Origin of the sequence: Streptomyces sp. NPDC096310, assembly GCF_044763125.1 — a bacterium.
Classification (GTDB): Bacteria; Actinomycetota; Actinomycetes; order Streptomycetales; family Streptomycetaceae; genus Streptomyces.
The window spans coordinates 63070-79261 of record NZ_JBIWFO010000003.1 but is presented as its reverse complement, the minus strand read 5'-3'; the positions used below and the strand labels follow the sequence as shown (position 1 = coordinate 79261).

13 protein-coding genes are annotated in these 16192 nt (G+C 73.3%); 9 read left to right on the top strand and 4 right to left on the bottom strand.

Annotated features, from left to right (window positions below; all coding sequences use genetic code 11):
* Positions 1-15: 15 nt before the first annotated feature.
* The 4 genes from ACIQ7D_RS08630 to ACIQ7D_RS08615 all read right to left on the bottom strand — a co-directional run bounded on the left by ACIQ7D_RS08630 (position 16) and on the right by ACIQ7D_RS08615 (position 5159).
* Positions 16-1113, bottom strand: coding sequence for an aldo/keto reductase (locus ACIQ7D_RS08630; RefSeq protein ID WP_403935245.1), 1098 nt, complete (start codon positions 1111-1113; stop codon positions 16-18).
* A gap of 73 nt (positions 1114-1186) precedes the next feature.
* Positions 1187-1975 carry a thioesterase II family protein gene (locus ACIQ7D_RS08625; RefSeq protein WP_403935243.1) on the bottom strand — a complete coding sequence of 263 codons (789 nt, stop codon included), beginning with the start codon at positions 1973-1975 and terminating at the stop codon, positions 1187-1189.
* Positions 1976-2002: 27 nt separating this feature from the next.
* A complete protein-coding gene (locus tag ACIQ7D_RS08620) occupies positions 2003-4804 on the bottom strand; it encodes a type I polyketide synthase (RefSeq protein ID WP_403935241.1) in 2802 nt (933 codons plus the stop codon).
* The gene (locus ACIQ7D_RS08615; protein ID WP_403935239.1) at positions 4797-5159 is read right to left on the bottom strand and encodes a phosphopantetheine-binding protein; all 363 of its coding nucleotides are present in this window, start codon (positions 5157-5159) and stop codon (positions 4797-4799) included. The genes ACIQ7D_RS08620 and ACIQ7D_RS08615 overlap by 8 nt, the downstream gene beginning before the upstream one ends.
* 386 nt (positions 5160-5545) lie before the next feature.
* Between ACIQ7D_RS08615 and ACIQ7D_RS08610 the strand changes: the two genes are divergently transcribed.
* From ACIQ7D_RS08610 to ACIQ7D_RS08570, 9 genes are all read left to right on the top strand, one after another.
* Positions 5546-6931, top strand: coding sequence for a salicylate synthase (locus ACIQ7D_RS08610; RefSeq protein WP_403935238.1), 1386 nt, complete (start codon positions 5546-5548; stop codon positions 6929-6931).
* Between the two features lie 22 nt (positions 6932-6953).
* Entirely contained in the window at positions 6954-8372 is a 1419-nt protein-coding gene (locus tag ACIQ7D_RS08605) for a class II 3-deoxy-7-phosphoheptulonate synthase (protein ID WP_403935236.1), read from the top strand.
* Between the two features lie 88 nt (positions 8373-8460).
* The gene (gene aroC / locus ACIQ7D_RS08600) at positions 8461-9645 is read left to right on the top strand and encodes a chorismate synthase (protein ID WP_403935234.1); all 1185 of its coding nucleotides are present in this window, start codon (positions 8461-8463) and stop codon (positions 9643-9645) included.
* Positions 9646-9686: 41 nt separating this feature from the next.
* On the top strand, positions 9687-10193 hold the full coding sequence (locus tag ACIQ7D_RS08595; protein ID WP_403936052.1) for a shikimate kinase: 507 nt from the start codon (positions 9687-9689) through the stop codon (positions 10191-10193).
* Between the two features lie 88 nt (positions 10194-10281).
* Positions 10282-11316 (top strand): ketoacyl-ACP synthase III family protein, encoded by a 1035-nt coding sequence (locus ACIQ7D_RS08590; RefSeq protein WP_403935233.1) that lies wholly within the window; start codon positions 10282-10284, stop codon positions 11314-11316.
* Between the two features lie 80 nt (positions 11317-11396).
* A complete protein-coding gene (locus ACIQ7D_RS08585) occupies positions 11397-13148 on the top strand; it encodes a (2,3-dihydroxybenzoyl)adenylate synthase (protein WP_403935231.1) in 1752 nt (583 codons plus the stop codon).
* Complete coding sequence (locus ACIQ7D_RS08580) at positions 13145-13441, top strand: phosphopantetheine-binding protein (protein WP_403935229.1); 297 nt, start codon at positions 13145-13147, stop codon at positions 13439-13441. Before ACIQ7D_RS08585 ends, ACIQ7D_RS08580 begins: the two co-directional genes overlap by 4 nt.
* Before the next feature lie 144 nt (positions 13442-13585).
* Positions 13586-14254 carry an isochorismatase family protein gene (locus ACIQ7D_RS08575; protein WP_403935227.1) on the top strand — a complete coding sequence of 223 codons (669 nt, stop codon included), beginning with the start codon at positions 13586-13588 and terminating at the stop codon, positions 14252-14254.
* Positions 14251-16185 carry an anthranilate synthase family protein gene (locus ACIQ7D_RS08570; RefSeq protein ID WP_403935225.1) on the top strand — a complete coding sequence of 645 codons (1935 nt, stop codon included), beginning with the start codon at positions 14251-14253 and terminating at the stop codon, positions 16183-16185. The genes ACIQ7D_RS08575 and ACIQ7D_RS08570 overlap by 4 nt, the downstream gene beginning before the upstream one ends.
* The last annotated feature ends 7 nt before the right edge of the window (positions 16186-16192 follow it).

Sequence of the window (16192 nt, the reverse complement as noted above, 5' to 3'; positions counted from 1 at the left end):
CCTGCGGCCCCGGCATCAGGCGGCCGGGGTGGCGGGCCGCTCCACCCGCCCTCCGGCCCCGCCGAGCACCGGGTCCAGGGCGAGCGCGTTCACCTCGTGGGGCGCACCGAGCGGTACGGCGCTCACCGCGTCCAGCCGGGCCACCTGCTCCTCGGTGAGGGTGATGTCCAGGGCCTCCAGATAGTCCGCGAGCTGGGCCGCGTTCCGCGGTCCGATGACGGGGACGAAGCCGGTGCCGGCCCGCCGGGCGCGGGCCCGCACCCAGGCGACGGCGATCCGCGCCGGGGGTTCCCCGGTCTCCTTCGCGACGGCCAGCACCTCGTCGAGGATCGCCTCCCGCTGGTCGGCGTCGCCGCCGCGTATCACCCGTTTACCCTCACTGGTCCAGCCGTCGGTGCCGCGCCGGTACAGCCCGGTGAGCAGCCCGCCGCCGAGCGGCGACCACAGGGCCGCGCCGAGGCCGAGACTGTCGGCCATGGGCAGCAGCTCCCGGTCGGGGGTGCGCTGCGCCAGGCTGTACTCGCTCTGGATGCCGGTGACCGGCGCCCAGCCGCGCGCCTCGGCGATGGCGGCGGCCCGGGAGACCCGCCAGGCGGGGAAGTTGGAGAGCCCGGCGTAGAGGATCTTCCCGGCGCGTACGAGGTCGTCGAAGGCCGCCAGGATCTCCTCGACGGGGGTGACCGTGTCGGGGAAGTGCGCCCAGTACAGGTCGATGTAGTCGGTGCCCAGGCGTCTGAGGCTGGCCTCGACGGAACGGACCATGTTCTTGCGGCTGTTGCCCGTGCCGGAGACATGGGGTTGCGGCGAGGCCCCGTTGGTGAACTTGGTCGCGAGGACGAAGTGGTCACGGTCGGCGGCGATGAACTCCCCCACCAGTTCCTCCGACTCGCCGAACTGGTAGCAGTCCGCGGTGTCGATGAAGGTGCCGCCCGCCTCGGCGAACCGCTCGAAGACCGTACGCGACCCGTCCCGGTCGGCGCCCGGGCCGCGTCTGCCCCACAGCAGGTCGGAGCCGGGCCCGTCGCTTCTCGCGCGGGTGCCGAAGTTGCCCGTGCCGAGGGCGTACTCCGACACCCGCAGACCGGTGTCACGGCCGAAGGTGGTGTAGCGCATGGCGACTCCCGTCAGTGCTTCACATGTCCATGGGCTCCGCGTGTCCCGTTCCGTTTCCGTGTCCTGGTGCGTGTTACGTGGCGGACGCGGCGCCCGGCAGTCTCTCGGAGACCCGGCGCAGCAGCTCGCGCTGCTCGGCGCGGAGGTAGAAGTGGCCCCCCGGGAGGAAGTGGAGGTCGACCGGTCCCCGGGTGTGGGTGCCCCAGTCCTCGAAACGGAAGTCGTCCCGTTCCTCGGTGCCGGCGAAGACCGTGACCGGCAGGTCGAGCGGCGGCCCCGGGACGTACGCGTACGTCTCGAACACCGCGACGTCGGACCGGGTGCAGCCGAGCACGATCGCCAGGAGTTCGGGGTGCGAGCGGACCGCGTCCGGCAGCGGACCCCACCGGCGCTCCGTCTCGGCCAGCAGTTCGGCGTCGGGGAGCGTGTGCATCGGCGTCCCGCGGTCGGACACGGGGACGGGCGGCGGCGGGCAGGACGACAGGAACAGCCGCTCCGGCTGCCGCCGGCCGAGATCGCGCAGCGCTCTGGCGACCTCGAAGGCGACCAGCCCGCCGAGGCTGTGGCCGAAGAACGCGAACGGCCGGTCGAAGGACACCGCCCCCACCAGCGCGTCGACCAGCGGCCTCATCCTGGTGTAGGGCGGCTCGGCCCGGCGTGACGCCCGGCCGGGCAACTGGACCGCCCAGACCTGCGCGTCGGGCAGATGGTCGGACCAGCGGACGTACTCACCGGGCGATCCCCCGGCGTGCGTGAAGCAGTACAGATCGACCGGGGCGTCCGGCCTGCGCTGCCGGCGGATCAGCCAGGGCGTGCCCGGGGCCGCGCCGGGCACGCCGGTCCTGGGGGCGGTCGCTTCCACGATGGTGACTCCTCACGGGACGGCCGGTCATCGGCTGCTGTCGCCGTCGGCCGTCGACTTGTCGATGAGTTCGGCGAGTTGGGCCGCCGTCTCGGCCTCGTACAGCGACAGGACGTCGAGGTCCACCGCGAAGAGTTCGCGGGTACGGGTCAGGAGCTGGACGGCGATGAGCGAGTCACCGCCGAGGTCGAAGAAGCTGTCGTCGGGGCCGACTTCGGGGAGTCCGAGGATCTCCGCGTACAGCCGGGCCACCACGAGCGAGGTCTCCTCACGAACCGGTCCGCCGCCGCTGCCACTGCCGCCTTCCGCCGCCGGAAGGGACCCGGGCTCGGCCGGCAGGGGGTCGGGCTCGGCCAGTTCGACGAGGTGGCGCTGCCGCTCGAAGGGGTACGCGGGCAGGGGGACCCGCAGCCGGCGCCGGTCGCCGTGGACCGCGTCCCAGGAGACCGCCGCGCCGGCCAGCCAGAGGTCCCCCAGGGCGGTGAGCAGCGACGGGGGTTCGTCGGTACCGCCGGTGCCGGTCAGCGTGGGGATGAGGACGTGTGTGTCCGTACGGCCGGGGCTCCGGCGGGCCAGGGAGGTCAGCGTGGCACCGGCCCCGATCTCGACCAGGACGGCGTGGGGCTCGGCCAGCAGCGCGGCGAGCGCGGCCTCCGTGTTCCGCTCCTCCGCCGGGGTGACGGACCAGCGGGCGCGCTCCACCACCTCGTCGGGGGCGAGCAGCCGTCCGGACACCGCGCAGGCGACGGGGATACGGGGCGCCCGGGGGCCGGCCTCGCGGACCAGTTCCTGGAAGCGGTCCGCCGATTCCGTACCCGGTGCGCTCGGTCCGTCGGGTGCGCTCGCCGCGTCGGCGCCGTTCAGCAGCCGGGCCCGGCCGAGCACCAGCCGGAGCGCGCCGTCGAGGTCCAGCGCCCCGGCCACGGTGGCCGCCGTCAGCGCCCCGACCCCCGTACCGAGCACCGTCGCGGGCCGGATGCCCCAGGTGCTCCACAGATGCGCCAGCGCGTACTCCTCGGCGAAGGCGGTCAGATCGGCGAGGAGCGGATCGCCGTGCCCCTCGCCCCGGCGCAGGGCTTCGGTCGCCGAGGCCCCCAGATGGGGCGCCGCGGCGGCGTGGCATTCCTCGACCGCCCGGCAGAACGCCTGCTCCGCCGCGTACAGCCGGTGCACCTCGCCCAAGGCACCGGTGCCGGGGAACAGGAAGGTCACCGGCCGGGCCCCGGAGGTTCCCGGGGAGCCGGCCAGGCGGGCGCCGTCCTCGCCGGAGAGCACCCGCAGGGTGTCCTCCCTGCCGCTGACGACCGCGTACGCACGGTGGGCGTGGACCCGCCGCCCGCTCTGGAGCGTCCACGCGATGTCCGCGACCGGCAGCTCCGGGTGGGCCCGCAGATGGGCGGCGAGGTTCTCCGTCACGGCGCCGAGCGCGGCCGGGGTGCGCGCCGAGAGGACCAGCAGCTGCCAGGGGTCGGCCGGATCGGCCGCGACCGGGGCGGGGGCCTCCTCCAGGACGACATGGGCGTTGGTGCCGCCGATGCCGAACGAACTCACCCCGGCCCGCCGGGGCATCCCCCGGGGGCGCCACTCCTCGGTGCGGGTCGCCACCCGGAAGGGCCCCGCCCCGAAGTCGATCCGCGGGTTCGGCTCGTCGAAGTGGAGGCTGCGGGGGATGGTGGCGTGCTCCAGGGCGAGGACCGTCTTGATGAGCCCGGCCGCGCCGGCGGCGGCGTCCGTGTGGCCGATGTTGGTCTTCACCGATCCGATCCGGCAGACCTCCCGCCCCTCGGCGCCCTTCCCGAACGCCTTGGTCAGCGCGGCTATCTCGATGGGGTCGCCGAGCGGTGTGGCCGTGCCGTGCGCCTCCACGTAGGTGACGGTGCCGGGGTCCACGCCCGCCACGTACTGGGCGTCCCGGATCACGGCGGCCTGTCCTTCGACGCTCGGCGCGGTGAAGCCGATCCGGTCCGAGCCGTCGTTGTTGACCGCGGTCCCCCGGAGCACGGCGTGCACATGGTCGCCGTCGGCCAGGGCCTCCGCGAGGCGCTTGAGCACCACGATGCCCGCGCCGTCGCCGCCCACGGTTCCGCCCGCGGCGGCGTCGAAGGTCCGGCAGACCCCGTCGGCGGCGATGATGCCGCCCTCGACGTACGGGCTCGTCTTCGCCGGCGCGTGCACGGCGACACCGCCCGCGAGGGCCAGGTCGCAGTCGCCGGCCAGCAGCGCCTGGACCGCGGTGTGGACGGCCGCCAGCGAGGTGGCGCACGCGGCCTGGACCGTGACGGCGGGGCCGCGCAGCCCCAGCTTGTACGCGACCCGGGTGGCCAGGTAGTCCACGGCGTTGCCGAGCAGGATCTCCATGTCGGTCGCCGCCGGTACGCTGCCCGGCCGCCGCAGGAGCTGGGCGTACGACGTGTCGGTGCCTCCGCCGTAGACGCCGATGGAGCCGGGATGCCGCTCGGGGTCGTACCCGGCGTGGTCCAGCGCCTCGACCGCGCACTCCAGGAAGACCCGGTGCTGGGGGCCGATGATGCGGGCTTCCCGGGGGGAGTAGCCGAAGTACCCCGCGTCGAACCACTCGGGGTCCTTCAGCAGACCGCGCGCCGGGACGTACTCCCGGGCGGGACCGGTGGAGCCGGTGGAGCCGGTGGAGCCGCCCTGCACCGGCCGGGGGGCTGAGCGGGTGACGGTGTCCACGCCGTCGGTCAGATTCCGCCAGAACGCGTCGAGGCCGTCGGCGCCGGGGAACCGGCAGGCCATGCCGATGACCGCGATGTGCGCGCCGGTGTCCTCGCCGTCGCCCTCGCCGTCTCCGTACGGTCCGTCACTCACGTGTCCCACCCCGTTCGTCCGAGGCCGGCCGGGTCCGCTGGACCCGCCGCCGTTCCAGCCGGGCACGGCCGCCGGTGGCCTCCCGCGCCGCGCGGGACGGCGGCCGGGTGTCGTCCGGTGCGCCGCCGTCGAGACGGCGGGCGAGCGCCCGGACCGTCGGGTACGTGAACAGTTCGACGAGCGGCGGGTTCTTCCCCAGCTCCCGGCCGATCCGGTCCTGGACCATGTGCAGCAGCACCGAATGCCCGCCCAGGTCGAAGAAGTTGTCCTCGACACTCACCTGGGAGACCTCCAGGACCTCGGACCAGATCGCGGCGATCGCCCGTTCCGTCGCCGTGACCGGTGGCTCGGTCACGCCCCGGTCGGGAGGGTCGGGTGAGGAACCCCGCGCATGCTGGTGAGAATCCACGTTTTTCTCCCATGGCTTTTCGAAGGGCCGGCCCAGCCTTTCTATTTGTCCGCGCGAAGGCGTGTCAACGCACCGCGGATGGACGGCTGGACGGACCGTCCAACCGTGGGAAGTGCGCACTTGGACCCCTTTTCCGGAGGCCGGCCGGGCCGCCCGCCTCGGCCGACGGGCGCCGCCGCCCGAACTGAGTACCGGCCGCTCATGGCCCGCTCCCCCGGGGCGTGTTGTTCTCGTTGGGTCCTCACATTCCTCGTGCCCGCCGTCGGCAGACGCGGCCGCACAGGTATTCCCCGCCGCCGTGCGGTTCCCATGTCAGGAGAGGAAGCAGCCCTATGAGTTCCACCCCGGCACAGCATTACTTCGAGACCCAGGTCGAGCTGTCGCAGGAACCGCTGCTCCTGGCGGCCCGGCTCGCCGGTTCGGGGGCGCACACGGACCATGTGGTCTACGAGCACGCCGGCGACTGGTCGTACGCGGGCGGCGCCCTCGTGGAGATCACCGTGGACCGGACCGGCGCCCGGATGCGCCGGGGTGACGAACCGGAGGTCCATCTGCCCTGGGACGGCCGGCCGCTGCGCCAGGTGCAGGGCCTGCTCGACTCGGTGACCGTGGCCGGCTGGCGCGCCTACGGCTGGGCGGCCTTCGAGCTGTCGTACGCCAAGGACGGCGACCTCGGCCACCTGGGGGACGAGCGCCTGCTGCACCTGGTGATCCCCCGTGCGGAGGTACGGTTCACGGAGGGACACGCCCGGCTGCGCGCCGCCGACCAGGAGACCCTGAGCGGGCTCGTCGGCCTGCTCACGGGCCCGGCCGCCGAGGTGAGCCGCCCGCCGAGGCCGATGGAGGTCCGCGGGGTCGGCCGGCAGGGCTACCAGGACGCCGTCAAGTTCGCGGTCGAGGAGATCGAGCAGCGGGAGCTGCACAAGGTGATCCTCTCCCGCGTCGTGGACGTCCCGGGCGACACCGACCTGATCAGCACCTACACCGTGGGACGCCGGGCGAACAACCCCGCCAGGTCCTTCCTGCTCGACCTCGGCGGCCTGGAGGCCGCCGGCTTCAGCCCGGAGATCGTCGTCCAGGTGTCGGCGGACGGCCGGGTGGTGAGCCAGCCGCTCGCCGGCACCCGCGCGCTCACCGCCGACCTCCTCGCCAACGAGCGGCTGCGGGCCGATCTGCTCGCCTCCTCCAAGGAGGTGTACGAGCACGCGATATCGGTGAAGACGGGCGTCGACGAGCTGACGGACGTCTGCGAACCCGGCTCGGTGGAGGTCCCCGAGTTCATGGCCGTACGCGAACGGGGCAGCGTCCAGCACCTGGCGTCCCGGGTGTCGGGCCGGCTGGCCACCGGCTGCCGGGCCTGGGACGCCTTCGGCGCGGTCTTCCCCGCCGTCACGGCGTCCGGCGTGCCCAAGGAGGCCGCGTACCACTCGATCCGCCGGCACGAGGAGGAGCCGCGCGGCCTGTACAGCGGGGCGGTCCTCACCGTGGACCAGGACGGATCGATGGACGCCGCCCTGGTGCTGCGCAGCGTCTACCGGCAGAACGGCCGCACCTGGCTGCGGGCCGGCGCCGGAATCGTGGAGCAGTCGATTCCCGAGCGGGAATTCGAGGAGACCTGCGAAAAGCTCGACAGCGTGGCACGCCACCTGGTGCCCGCGGAGAATCCGGACGCCTGGGAACTGTCAATTGGATCTTCTGGGTCCCCGCGTCATCCCTGATTCGAGAAAGCGAATTCATGACATGCGCTCTTTCCTCAAGGACATTCCCACGAACGGGTCGGCCCCTGCCCCCAGGGACACCTGGCGCTCCTATCCGGCCGCCCAGCAACCGGGCTGGCCCGACCGGGCCGCTCTGCGCGCCGTCACCGACGAGCTGGAGGCGGCCCCGCCCCTGGTCTTCGCGGGCGAGTGCGACCTGCTGAAGGAACGGCTCGCCGCCGTGGCGCGCGGTGAGGCGTTCCTGCTCCAGGGCGGCGACTGCGCGGAGACCTTCGAGGGGGTCGGGGCGGACGCCATCCGCGACAAGCTCAGCACCCTTCTCCAGATGGCGGTGGTCCTCACCTACGCCGGGTCGCTCCCCGTCGTGAAGCTCGGCAGGCTCGCCGGGCAGTACGCCAAGCCGCGCTCGAAGCCGACCGAGACCCGGGACGGCACCGAACTGCCGGTCTACCGGGGCGACGCGGTGAACGGCTTCGACTTCACCGACACCGCACGCGTCCCCGACCCGGACCGGCTGCTGCGCATGTACCGGTCGTCGGCCACCACCCTGAACCTGGTCCGCGCCTTCACCACCGGCGGGTACGCCAGCCTCCGCCAGGTGCACAACTGGAACCAGGACTTCGTCTCCGGCTCGCCCTCCGGACGCCGTTACGAGGCCCTCGCCGACGAGATCGACCAGGCGCTGCACTTCATGCACGCCACCGGCAACGATCCGCACGGCGTCGACACCGTCGAGTTCTTCGTCTCGCACGAGGGGCTGCTCCTGGACTACGAGGCCGCCCTGACCCGCGTCGACGAGTTCAGCGGGAAGCCGTACGCGACCTCCGGGCATCTGCTGTGGATCGGTGAGCGGACCCGGGACCTGGACGGCGCGCACGTCGAGTACTTCTCCCGGATCAACAACCCGATCGCGGTGAAGCTCGGCCCGACGACCGAGCCCGACACGGCACTCCGGCTGATCGACCGGCTCGACCCGGACCGCGAGCCTGGCCGGCTCACCTTCGTCGTACGGATGGGCGCGGGCAAGGTCCAGGACATCCTGCCCCCGCTGGTGGAGAAGGTCGCCGCCTCGGGCGCGCCGGTCGCCTGGGTGTGCGACCCCATGCACGGCAACACCGTCGAGGCTCCGTCCGGTCACAAGACCCGCCGGTTCGACGATGTGCTCGACGAGATCAGGGGCTTCTTCGAGGTCCACCGGAGCCTCGGCACCCATCCCGGCGGCATCCATGTGGAGTTCACCGGCAACGACGTCACCGAGTGCACGGGAGGCGGGCACGAGGTGCTCCTGGAGGACCTGGCCTCGCGGTACGAGTCCGTCTGCGACCCCCGGCTGAACCGGTCCCAGTCCCTGGACCTCGGGTTCCTGGTCGCCGAGTTCCTCCGTACCCGCGAGAGCGCCCCCGACTCCCCGCTCGTGGGGACGAGCGGCTCCGCGGTCTGACCCTCGACCACCGCTGACACCTCTGACACCCCTGACACCTCTGACAACCCTGGTACGGCCCCGCTGTGGAGCCGGGAGGAGAACGCTGTTGAGCAGGTTGCGCTGGCTGACCGCGGGCGAGTCGCACGGCCCCGCGCTCGTCGCGACGCTGGAGGGGCTGCCCGCCGGCGTACCGGTCACCACCGGAGTGGTGGCGGACGCGCTGGCGCGGCGGCGGCTGGGGTACGGCCGCGGTGCCCGGATGAAGTTCGAGCGGGACGAGGTCACCTTCCTGGGAGGTGTCCGGCACGGGCTGACCATGGGGTCCCCGGTGGCCGTCATGATCGGCAACACCGAGTGGCCCAAGTGGGACCAGGTCATGGCGGCCGACCCGGTGGCCCCGGAGACCCTGGCCGGGCTGGCGCGCGGCGCGCCGCTGACCCGGCCGCGCCCCGGCCACGCCGATCTGGCGGGGATGCAGAAGTACGGGTTCGGCGAGGCCAGGCCCGTACTGGAGCGGGCCAGTGCGCGCGAGACGGCGGCCCGGGTCGCGCTGGGGGCGGTGGCCCGCTCGTATCTCAGGGAGACCACCGGTGTCGAGATCGTCTCCCATGTGGTTGAGCTGGCGGCGGCGAAGGCCCCGTACGGACTCCTGCCCGCCCCGGACGACACGGCCAGGCTGGACGGGGACCCCGTGCGCTGTCTGGACCCGGAAGCCGCCGGGGAGATGGTGGCGGAGATCGACCGGGCCCACCGGGACGGCGACACCCTCGGCGGTGTGGTGGAGGTCCTGGCGTACGGGGTGCCGGTGGGGCTCGGCAGCCATGTGCACTGGGACCGCCGGCTCGACGCCCGGCTGGCGGCGGCGCTCATGGGCATCCAGGCCATCAAGGGCGTCGAGGTCGGTGACGGCTTCGCGCTGGCCCGGGTGCCCGGTTCGCGGGCGCACGACGAGATCCACCCGACGCCCGCCGGGATCCGCCGCGCCACCGGGCGCTCCGGTGGCACCGAGGGCGGGGTGAGCACCGGTGAGCTGGTACGGGTGCGGGCGGCGATGAAGCCGATCGCCACCGTGCCGCACGCGCTCGCCACCGTCGACGTCGCGACCGGCGAGGCCGCCCCCGCGCACCACCAGCGCTCGGACGTGTGCGCGGTGCCGGCCGCCGGGATCGTCGCCGAGGCGATGGTGGCGCTGGTCCTGGCGGACGCGGTCGCGGAGAAGTTCGGCGGCGACTCGGTGGCCGAGACCCGCGCCAACGTCACCGGTTACCTCGACCGTCTGCCCGTCCGGTGAGCGCTGAAGCGCCGGGTCCGGCGGTCGTCCTGGTGGGGCCGATGGGCGTGGGCAAGACAACGGTCGGCGAACTGATCGCCGCCCGGCTCGGGGTGGGGTGCCGGGACACCGACGCGGACATCGTGGCCGCGCAGGGCAGACCGGTCTCCGCGATCTTCGCCGAGGACGGCGAGGGGTACTTCCGGGGCCTGGAGTCCGCCGCCGTGCGTACGGCCCTCGCCGAGCACACCGGTGTGCTGGCGCTGGGCGGCGGCGCGGTCCTGGACCCCGGGGTGCGCGGGCTGCTGGCCGGGGGTCCCGTGGCCTTCCTGGACCTGGGCCCCGACGAGGCCGTCGCGCGGCTCGGCGCGGACACCAGCCGCCCGCTGCTGGCCGCGGACCCCGCGCGGCGGTGGCGCGAACTGGCCGACGCCCGCAGGCCCCTGTACGCCGAGGCCGCCCGCGTCGTCGTGCACACCGGGGGCCGTACCCCCGAGCAGGTCGCGGACGCCGTGCTCGCCGCCCTGGCGGCGGACCCAGGACGGATCCCGTACGCGAGAAGTGAGTAACGCCCACTCAGGAAGCGGCCCTGTGCGCCGTGCTCTGCTGAGCACGGCCGGTCGTCGGAGACCGACACGTGCGTGGAAAGGCAGTCCAATGAAGGTCGAGAACGTCTATCTGGCGGGGGTGGGCACCTACATCCCCGCGCTGATGCCGCTCGAACAGGCCGTGGAGTCCGGGGCGTTCGGCGCGGACGAGTACAAGGACTCCGGCATGGAGTCGGTGTCCGTCGAGGACACCCTGTCCGCACCGGACATGGCGGTACGGGCCGCCGAGACCGCGATACGGCGGTCCGGGCACAGCCCGGACGACTTCGCCGCGCTGCTGCACAGCAACACGTTCCTCCAGGGCCCGGACGGCTGGTCGCCCGCGCACTACATCCTGCTGCACACACTGGACCGGCCGATCACGGCGACCGTGATCCAGCAGGGCTGCAACGGTGTGCTGACCAGCCTGGAGATGGCCGCCCACCGGCTCATCGCCGCACCCGAGAAGGACGCCGTCCTGCTGACGGCCGCCGACAACTTCAACACCCCGCTGGTGGACCGCTTCCACTCCTCCGCGCTGTTCCTGCTCGCGGACGGCGCCTCGTCCCTCGTGGTCTCCCGGCGGGGCGGGTTCGCCAAGGTGCTCGCGATCCGCTCCGTGTCGGACCCGAAGCTGGAGTGGCGGCACCGTACCGACGACTCGCTGCTGCCGCCGCGCGAACCGGTGGGCCGGCTCCTGGACTTCGAGACGCGGGTGAAGTACTGGCAGCGGAAGTGGGCCGACGGCGCCAAGCCGCCCGGCGGCAACTTCATCGACCTGCTCTCGGTGGTCGCGGAGCGCACCCTGGCCGAGGCGGGTCTCTCCCTGGACGACGTGGCCCGGGTCACGCACGTCGGCTTCAACGAGGATCCCCTGCACGCGCTCTACTTCGAGCCGCTGGGCATCGACGCGGCGCGCGGCACCTGGGAGCAGAGCCGGCGGATCGGTCACGCCGGGATGTCCGATGTCGTCATCGGGCTCGAACACCTGTGGCTCACGGGCCAGGTGGTCCCGGGCGACAAGGTGCTGATGGTCGGCACCACGCCCGGCATGGAGGTCGGCTGCGCGGTCGTCGAGATCACCCAGGGGCCGGACGAGGCCTGACGCCCGTACGGGCCCCGGTGCCCGGCCCCGCTCTCTCCCACCCACCCAGACATCAGTGACCCATCGTAAGGAGACGGCCGATGCTCGACGGTTGCACACCCTGGCCGAAGGAGTTCGCCGAGCGGTACCGCGCGGAGGACCTCTGGCGCGGCGAGACCCTGGTGGACATGCTGGCGGCCTCGGCCCGACGGCACGGCGGGAAGACGGCGCTGGCGCAGGGCGACCGCCGGCTGTCCTACGAGGAACTGGAGGACCGGTCCCGCCGGATGGCGGCGGGTTTCCGGGCCCAGGGCATCGCTCCGGCCGACCGGGTCGTGGTCCAGCTCCCCAATGTGGCGGAGTTCGTGGTGGTCTGCTTCGCCCTGTTCCGGCTGGGCGCCCACCCGGTGTTCGCGCTCCCGGCGCACCGGGCCAGTGAGATCCGGCATCTGTGCGAGCTGTCCGGGGCGGTCGGTTACGTCTTCCCGGGCGTCCACCGCGGCTTCGACCATCCGGCGCTCGCCCGCCGGATCCGCGACGAGGTCGGCACCCTGCGCAAGCTGTTCACCCTCGCGGAGGCCGTGGAAACCTCGGAGACCGCGGAGGCCGTGGAGACCTCGGAAGCCGGGACCGGCGGGGCCGGGGGGATCGTCCCGCTCTCCGCCGTGGAGGCCGCGGTGGACCCGGCCGCGGCCGACGCGTCGCCGGCGTCACCCGCGCCCGACCCGTCCGACGTGGCGTTCTTCCTGCTCTCCGGCGGGACCACCGCCCTGCCCAAGCTCATACCGCGTACCCATGACGACTACGGGTACATGGCACGCGCCGCCGTCGAGGCGATCGGGCTCACCGAGGACGACACGTATCTCGCGGTGCTGCCCGTCGAGTTCAACTTCACCTGGGGCTGCCCCGGAGTGATCGGCACCCTGCTGGCGGGCGGCACGGTGGTGCTCGCGGAGGACCCGACGCCGGAGCGCTGCTTCCCCGTCATCGAGCGGGAAGGGGTGACGATCACCGCGGTCGGCCCCAGCGTCGTCCAGCTCTGGCTGGAGGCCGCCGAGTGGCTGAAGCCGGACCTGACCAGCCTGCGTACGCTCCAGGTCGGCGGGTCCACCTTCCACCCGGAGCTGGCGGCGCGGGTCGCGCCCGAGCTGGGCTGCCGGGTGCAACAGGTCTTCGGGATGGCCGAGGGCCTGATCACCTTCACCCGCGACGGCGACCCCGACGAGACCGTACTCACCACGCAGGGGCGGCCCATCTCCCCCGCCGACGAGATCCGGATCGTCGACGCCGAGGGCCAGGACGTACCGGCCGGCACGGTCGGCGAGCTGCTGACCCGTGGCCCCTACACGCTGCGCGGCTACTACCGCGCCCCGGAGCACAACGCCGGGGCCTTCACCGACGACGGCTTCTACCACAGCGGCGACCTGGCCCGGCTGACGCCCGACGGGAACCTGAGGATCGAGGGCCGGATCAAGGACATGATCAACCGGGGCGGGGACAAGGTCTCCGCCGGCGAGGTGGAGGGCCATCTGCTCGCCCACCCCGCGATCGCCCGGGCGGCCGTGGTCCCCGTACCGGACGACTACCTCGGTGAGCGCGTCTGCGCCTTCGTGGTCCCCGTGGGCGACCCCCCGTCCCTGCCCGAGCTGAAGGCCGCGCTGACCGAACGGGGGCTGGCCGGCTACAAGCTGCCGGACCGCCTGGAGATCGTCGCCGAGCTGCCGCTCACGGGCCTGGGCAAGACCGACAAGAAGATCCTCGCGGCGATCGCCCGGGGCGAACCCGCCCCCGCCGCAGCGGACTTCGCCCCTTCCCCTCCCGGCCTGCCGGACACGGAACGTCCCGCCGGGTGAAAGCAGAGAGGCACACCACCATGGACCAGCAGCCGACCAGCACCGCCGACGAGATCCGCACCGCCGTCGCGGCGCTGCTCGACACCGACCCGCTGACCATCGCGGGCGACGACAACCTCGTCTTCCTCGGCCTCGGCTCCCTGGACGTCATGCGGCTGAGCAGCCGCTGGCGCCGCGAAGGGCTGCCGGTGGAGTTCGAGGTCCTGGTCGCCGACCCGACCGTAGACGGCTGGGCACGCCACATCGACGCGATCCGCCGCGATTCCGGCTCCTCCGGCGACACCACCGCCTGAACGGCGCTCCCCCCGCGGCCGGCCACACCCCTGGACCGGCCGGCCGCGCCCCCGCCCGGCCCCCTCGCCCCGCCCCCGCCCCTCGCCCCCGGTCCGCCCGCGCCGCCCCGGGACGGTCCGAGGCATCACGGAAGGAGAACGGACATGGCAGCTCCGGCCATCCCCCGGATCACCCCCTACCCCATGCCCAGCGCCGCCGCCCTGCCGGAGAACACGGCCGACTGGACGGTCGATCCGCGCCGTGCCGTCCTGCTCGTCCACGACATGCAGCACTTCTTCCTCCGGCCCTTCCCCGCCGGGCAGTCCCCGGTGACGGAGCTGGTCGGCCAGGTGGCCGCGCTCCGGGAGGCGGCGGTGGCGGCCGGTGTCCCGGTGGCGTACACCGCGCAGCCCGGCGGTATGACCGAGGAACAGCGCGGTCTGCTCAAGGACTTCTGGGGCCCTGGCATGAGTACCGCCCCCGAGCACCGGGGCGTGCCCGACCGGCTGGCGCCCGGTCCTGACGACATCGTCCTGGACAAGTGGCGGCCCAGCGCGTTCTTCCGTACGCCGCTGCTGGAGCTGCTGCGCGAGCGGGGGCGCGACCAGTTGGTGCTGTGCGGTGTCTACGCCCATGTCGGGATCCTCCAGACCGCCTGCGAGGGGTTCGCGCACGACATCCAGACGTTCTTCGTCGCCGACGCCGTCGCGGACTTCTCCGAGAACCACCACCGGATGGCCGTCGACTACGCGGCCACCCGGTGCTCGATGGTCGTGCCGACGGCGACCGTACTGGCCGCCCTGGGCGGCCCCCGCCCGGGGGAGCCGAGTTGACCGCGTACGAGGACGGCCCCGGCCTGCTCCGCGCGGTGACGGGCCCGACGCCGCCGGCGTCGTTCGCCCTGCTGCACCGGCCGGAGGCGGACGGCGCCGGCCTGATCGACCTGCTCGCCGGTGAGGTGGCGGAGGTCGCCACCACCGCCGATCTGCCGCTTCCCCCGGAGGGCGGGCGCGACCGGCACGAGCTGCTGGCGCTGCTGCCCTACCGGCAGATCGGGGAGCGGGGGTACGAGCACTACGACGACGGCGAACCGCTCCTCGTCATGACCGTCACCGACCAGGCGGCCCTGCCGGTCGACGAGGTGCTGGCCCACCTCCCCGATGTGCCCATCGACGTCCGGGACAGCGGTTTCACCACCGGGGACGAGGAGTACGCCGACACCGTCCGGCAGATCATCGCCAACGAGATCGGCACGGGCGCCGGATCCAACTTCGTCATCAAGCGCGCGTTCACCGCCACGATCGGCGGCTGGTCCGCGCGGACCGCGCTCACCCTCTTCGGCCGGCTGCTGCGGCACACGTCCGGCGCGTACTGGACCTTCCTGATCTACGTGGACGGCCGTACGTTCGTCGGCGCGAGCCCCGAGCGCCATCTCACGCTGGACGACGGCACCGCGGTGATGAACCCGATCAGCGGCACCTACCGCTATCCGCCGTCCGGCCCCTCCCGCGACGGGGTGCTGGACTTCCTGGCCGACCGCAAGGAGGCCAACGAGCTGTACATGGTCGTGGACGAAGAGCTGAAGATGATGAGCCGGGTGTGCGACGGCGGCGCCCAGGTCGTCGGCCCGCGGCTGCGCGAGATGGCCCATCTCGCGCACACCGAGTACTTCATCGAGGGCCGCTTCGACGGCGACGTACGGGACGCCGTCCGCGAGACGCTCTTCGCGCCGACCGTCACCGGCAGCCCGCTGGAGAGCGCCTGCCGGGTCATCGCCAAGTACGAGACGGAGGGCCGGGGTTACTACGCCGGGATGGCCGCGCTGCTGGGCCGTGACGCGCGGGGCGGCCGGCGGCTCGACTCGGCCATCCTCATCAGGACCGCCGACATCGACCGCACCGGCCGGCTGCGACTGGGCGTGGGGTCGACGCTGGTACGCGACTCCGACCCGCGCGCCGAGGCCGCCGAGACCCGGGCGAAGGCCGCCGGGCTGATCGCCGCCCTGCACGCGGACCCGGTCGCCCCCGCCCCCGTTCCCGCGCCGGGGCCCGCCCCCGGTGTGCCGCGCCTGGGCGCGCTGCCCGAGGTCGCCCACGCGCTGGCGGCCAGGAACATGCCGCTGGCCCCGTTCTGGCGGGAGCCGCCGGCCTCCCGGAGCAGGCATCTGCCGCATCTGGCCGGGCGTAAGGCCCTGCTCATCGACGCGGAGGACACCTTCACCGCGATGGGCGCCGCCCTGATGCGGGAACTGGGGCTGGAGGTGACCGTACGCCGCTTCGACGAGGGCTACCGCCTGGCGGGCAACGACCTGGTCGTCGTCGGCCCTGGACCGGGAGACCCGCGCGACATCCGCGACCCCAAGGTCACCCATCTGCGCGAGGTGACTGGTCAACTGATCGCCCTGGGAACGCCGTTCCTGTCCGTCTGCCTCGGGCACCAGGCGCTGAGCGGGGTGCTCGGGCTGGAGCTCGTCCGCAAAGAGGTGCCCAACCAGGGGGCGCAGCGGGAGATCGACCTCTTCGGGCAGCGGGAGGCCGTGTACTTCTACAACACCTTCGCCGCTGTCAGCGCCCGGGACTCCTTCCCCGGTCCTCCCGCGCGCCCCGCGGCCGTCGAGGTGTGCCGCGACCCCGTGAACGGGGAGGTGCACGCGCTGCGCGGCCAGGGGTTCGCCTCGGTGCAGTTCCACCCGGCGTCGGTGATGACCCGGGACGGGTCGGCCGTACTCGACCGGCTGATCACCGACCTCTTCCTCACCGTCTGACCCCTCA

Excerpts from the sequence above, each read along its gene's own strand:
- ACIQ7D_RS08590 (WP_403935233.1), top strand. The coding sequence starts at position 10,282 with ATGAAGGTCGAGAACGTCTATCTGGCGGGGGTGGGCACCTACATCCCC.
- ACIQ7D_RS08610 (WP_403935238.1), top strand. The coding sequence starts at position 5,546 with ATGAGTTCCACCCCGGCACAGCATTACTTCGAGACCCAGGTCGAGCTG.
- ACIQ7D_RS08575 (WP_403935227.1), top strand. The coding sequence starts at position 13,586 with ATGGCAGCTCCGGCCATCCCCCGGATCACCCCCTACCCCATGCCCAGC.
- ACIQ7D_RS08605 (WP_403935236.1), top strand. The coding sequence starts at position 6,954 with ATGCGCTCTTTCCTCAAGGACATTCCCACGAACGGGTCGGCCCCTGCC.
- ACIQ7D_RS08630 (WP_403935245.1), bottom strand. The coding sequence starts at position 1,113 with ATGCGCTACACCACCTTCGGCCGTGACACCGGTCTGCGGGTGTCGGAG.
- ACIQ7D_RS08595 (WP_403936052.1), top strand. The coding sequence starts at position 9,687 with ATGGGCGTGGGCAAGACAACGGTCGGCGAACTGATCGCCGCCCGGCTC.
- ACIQ7D_RS08585 (WP_403935231.1), top strand. The coding sequence starts at position 11,397 with ATGCTCGACGGTTGCACACCCTGGCCGAAGGAGTTCGCCGAGCGGTAC.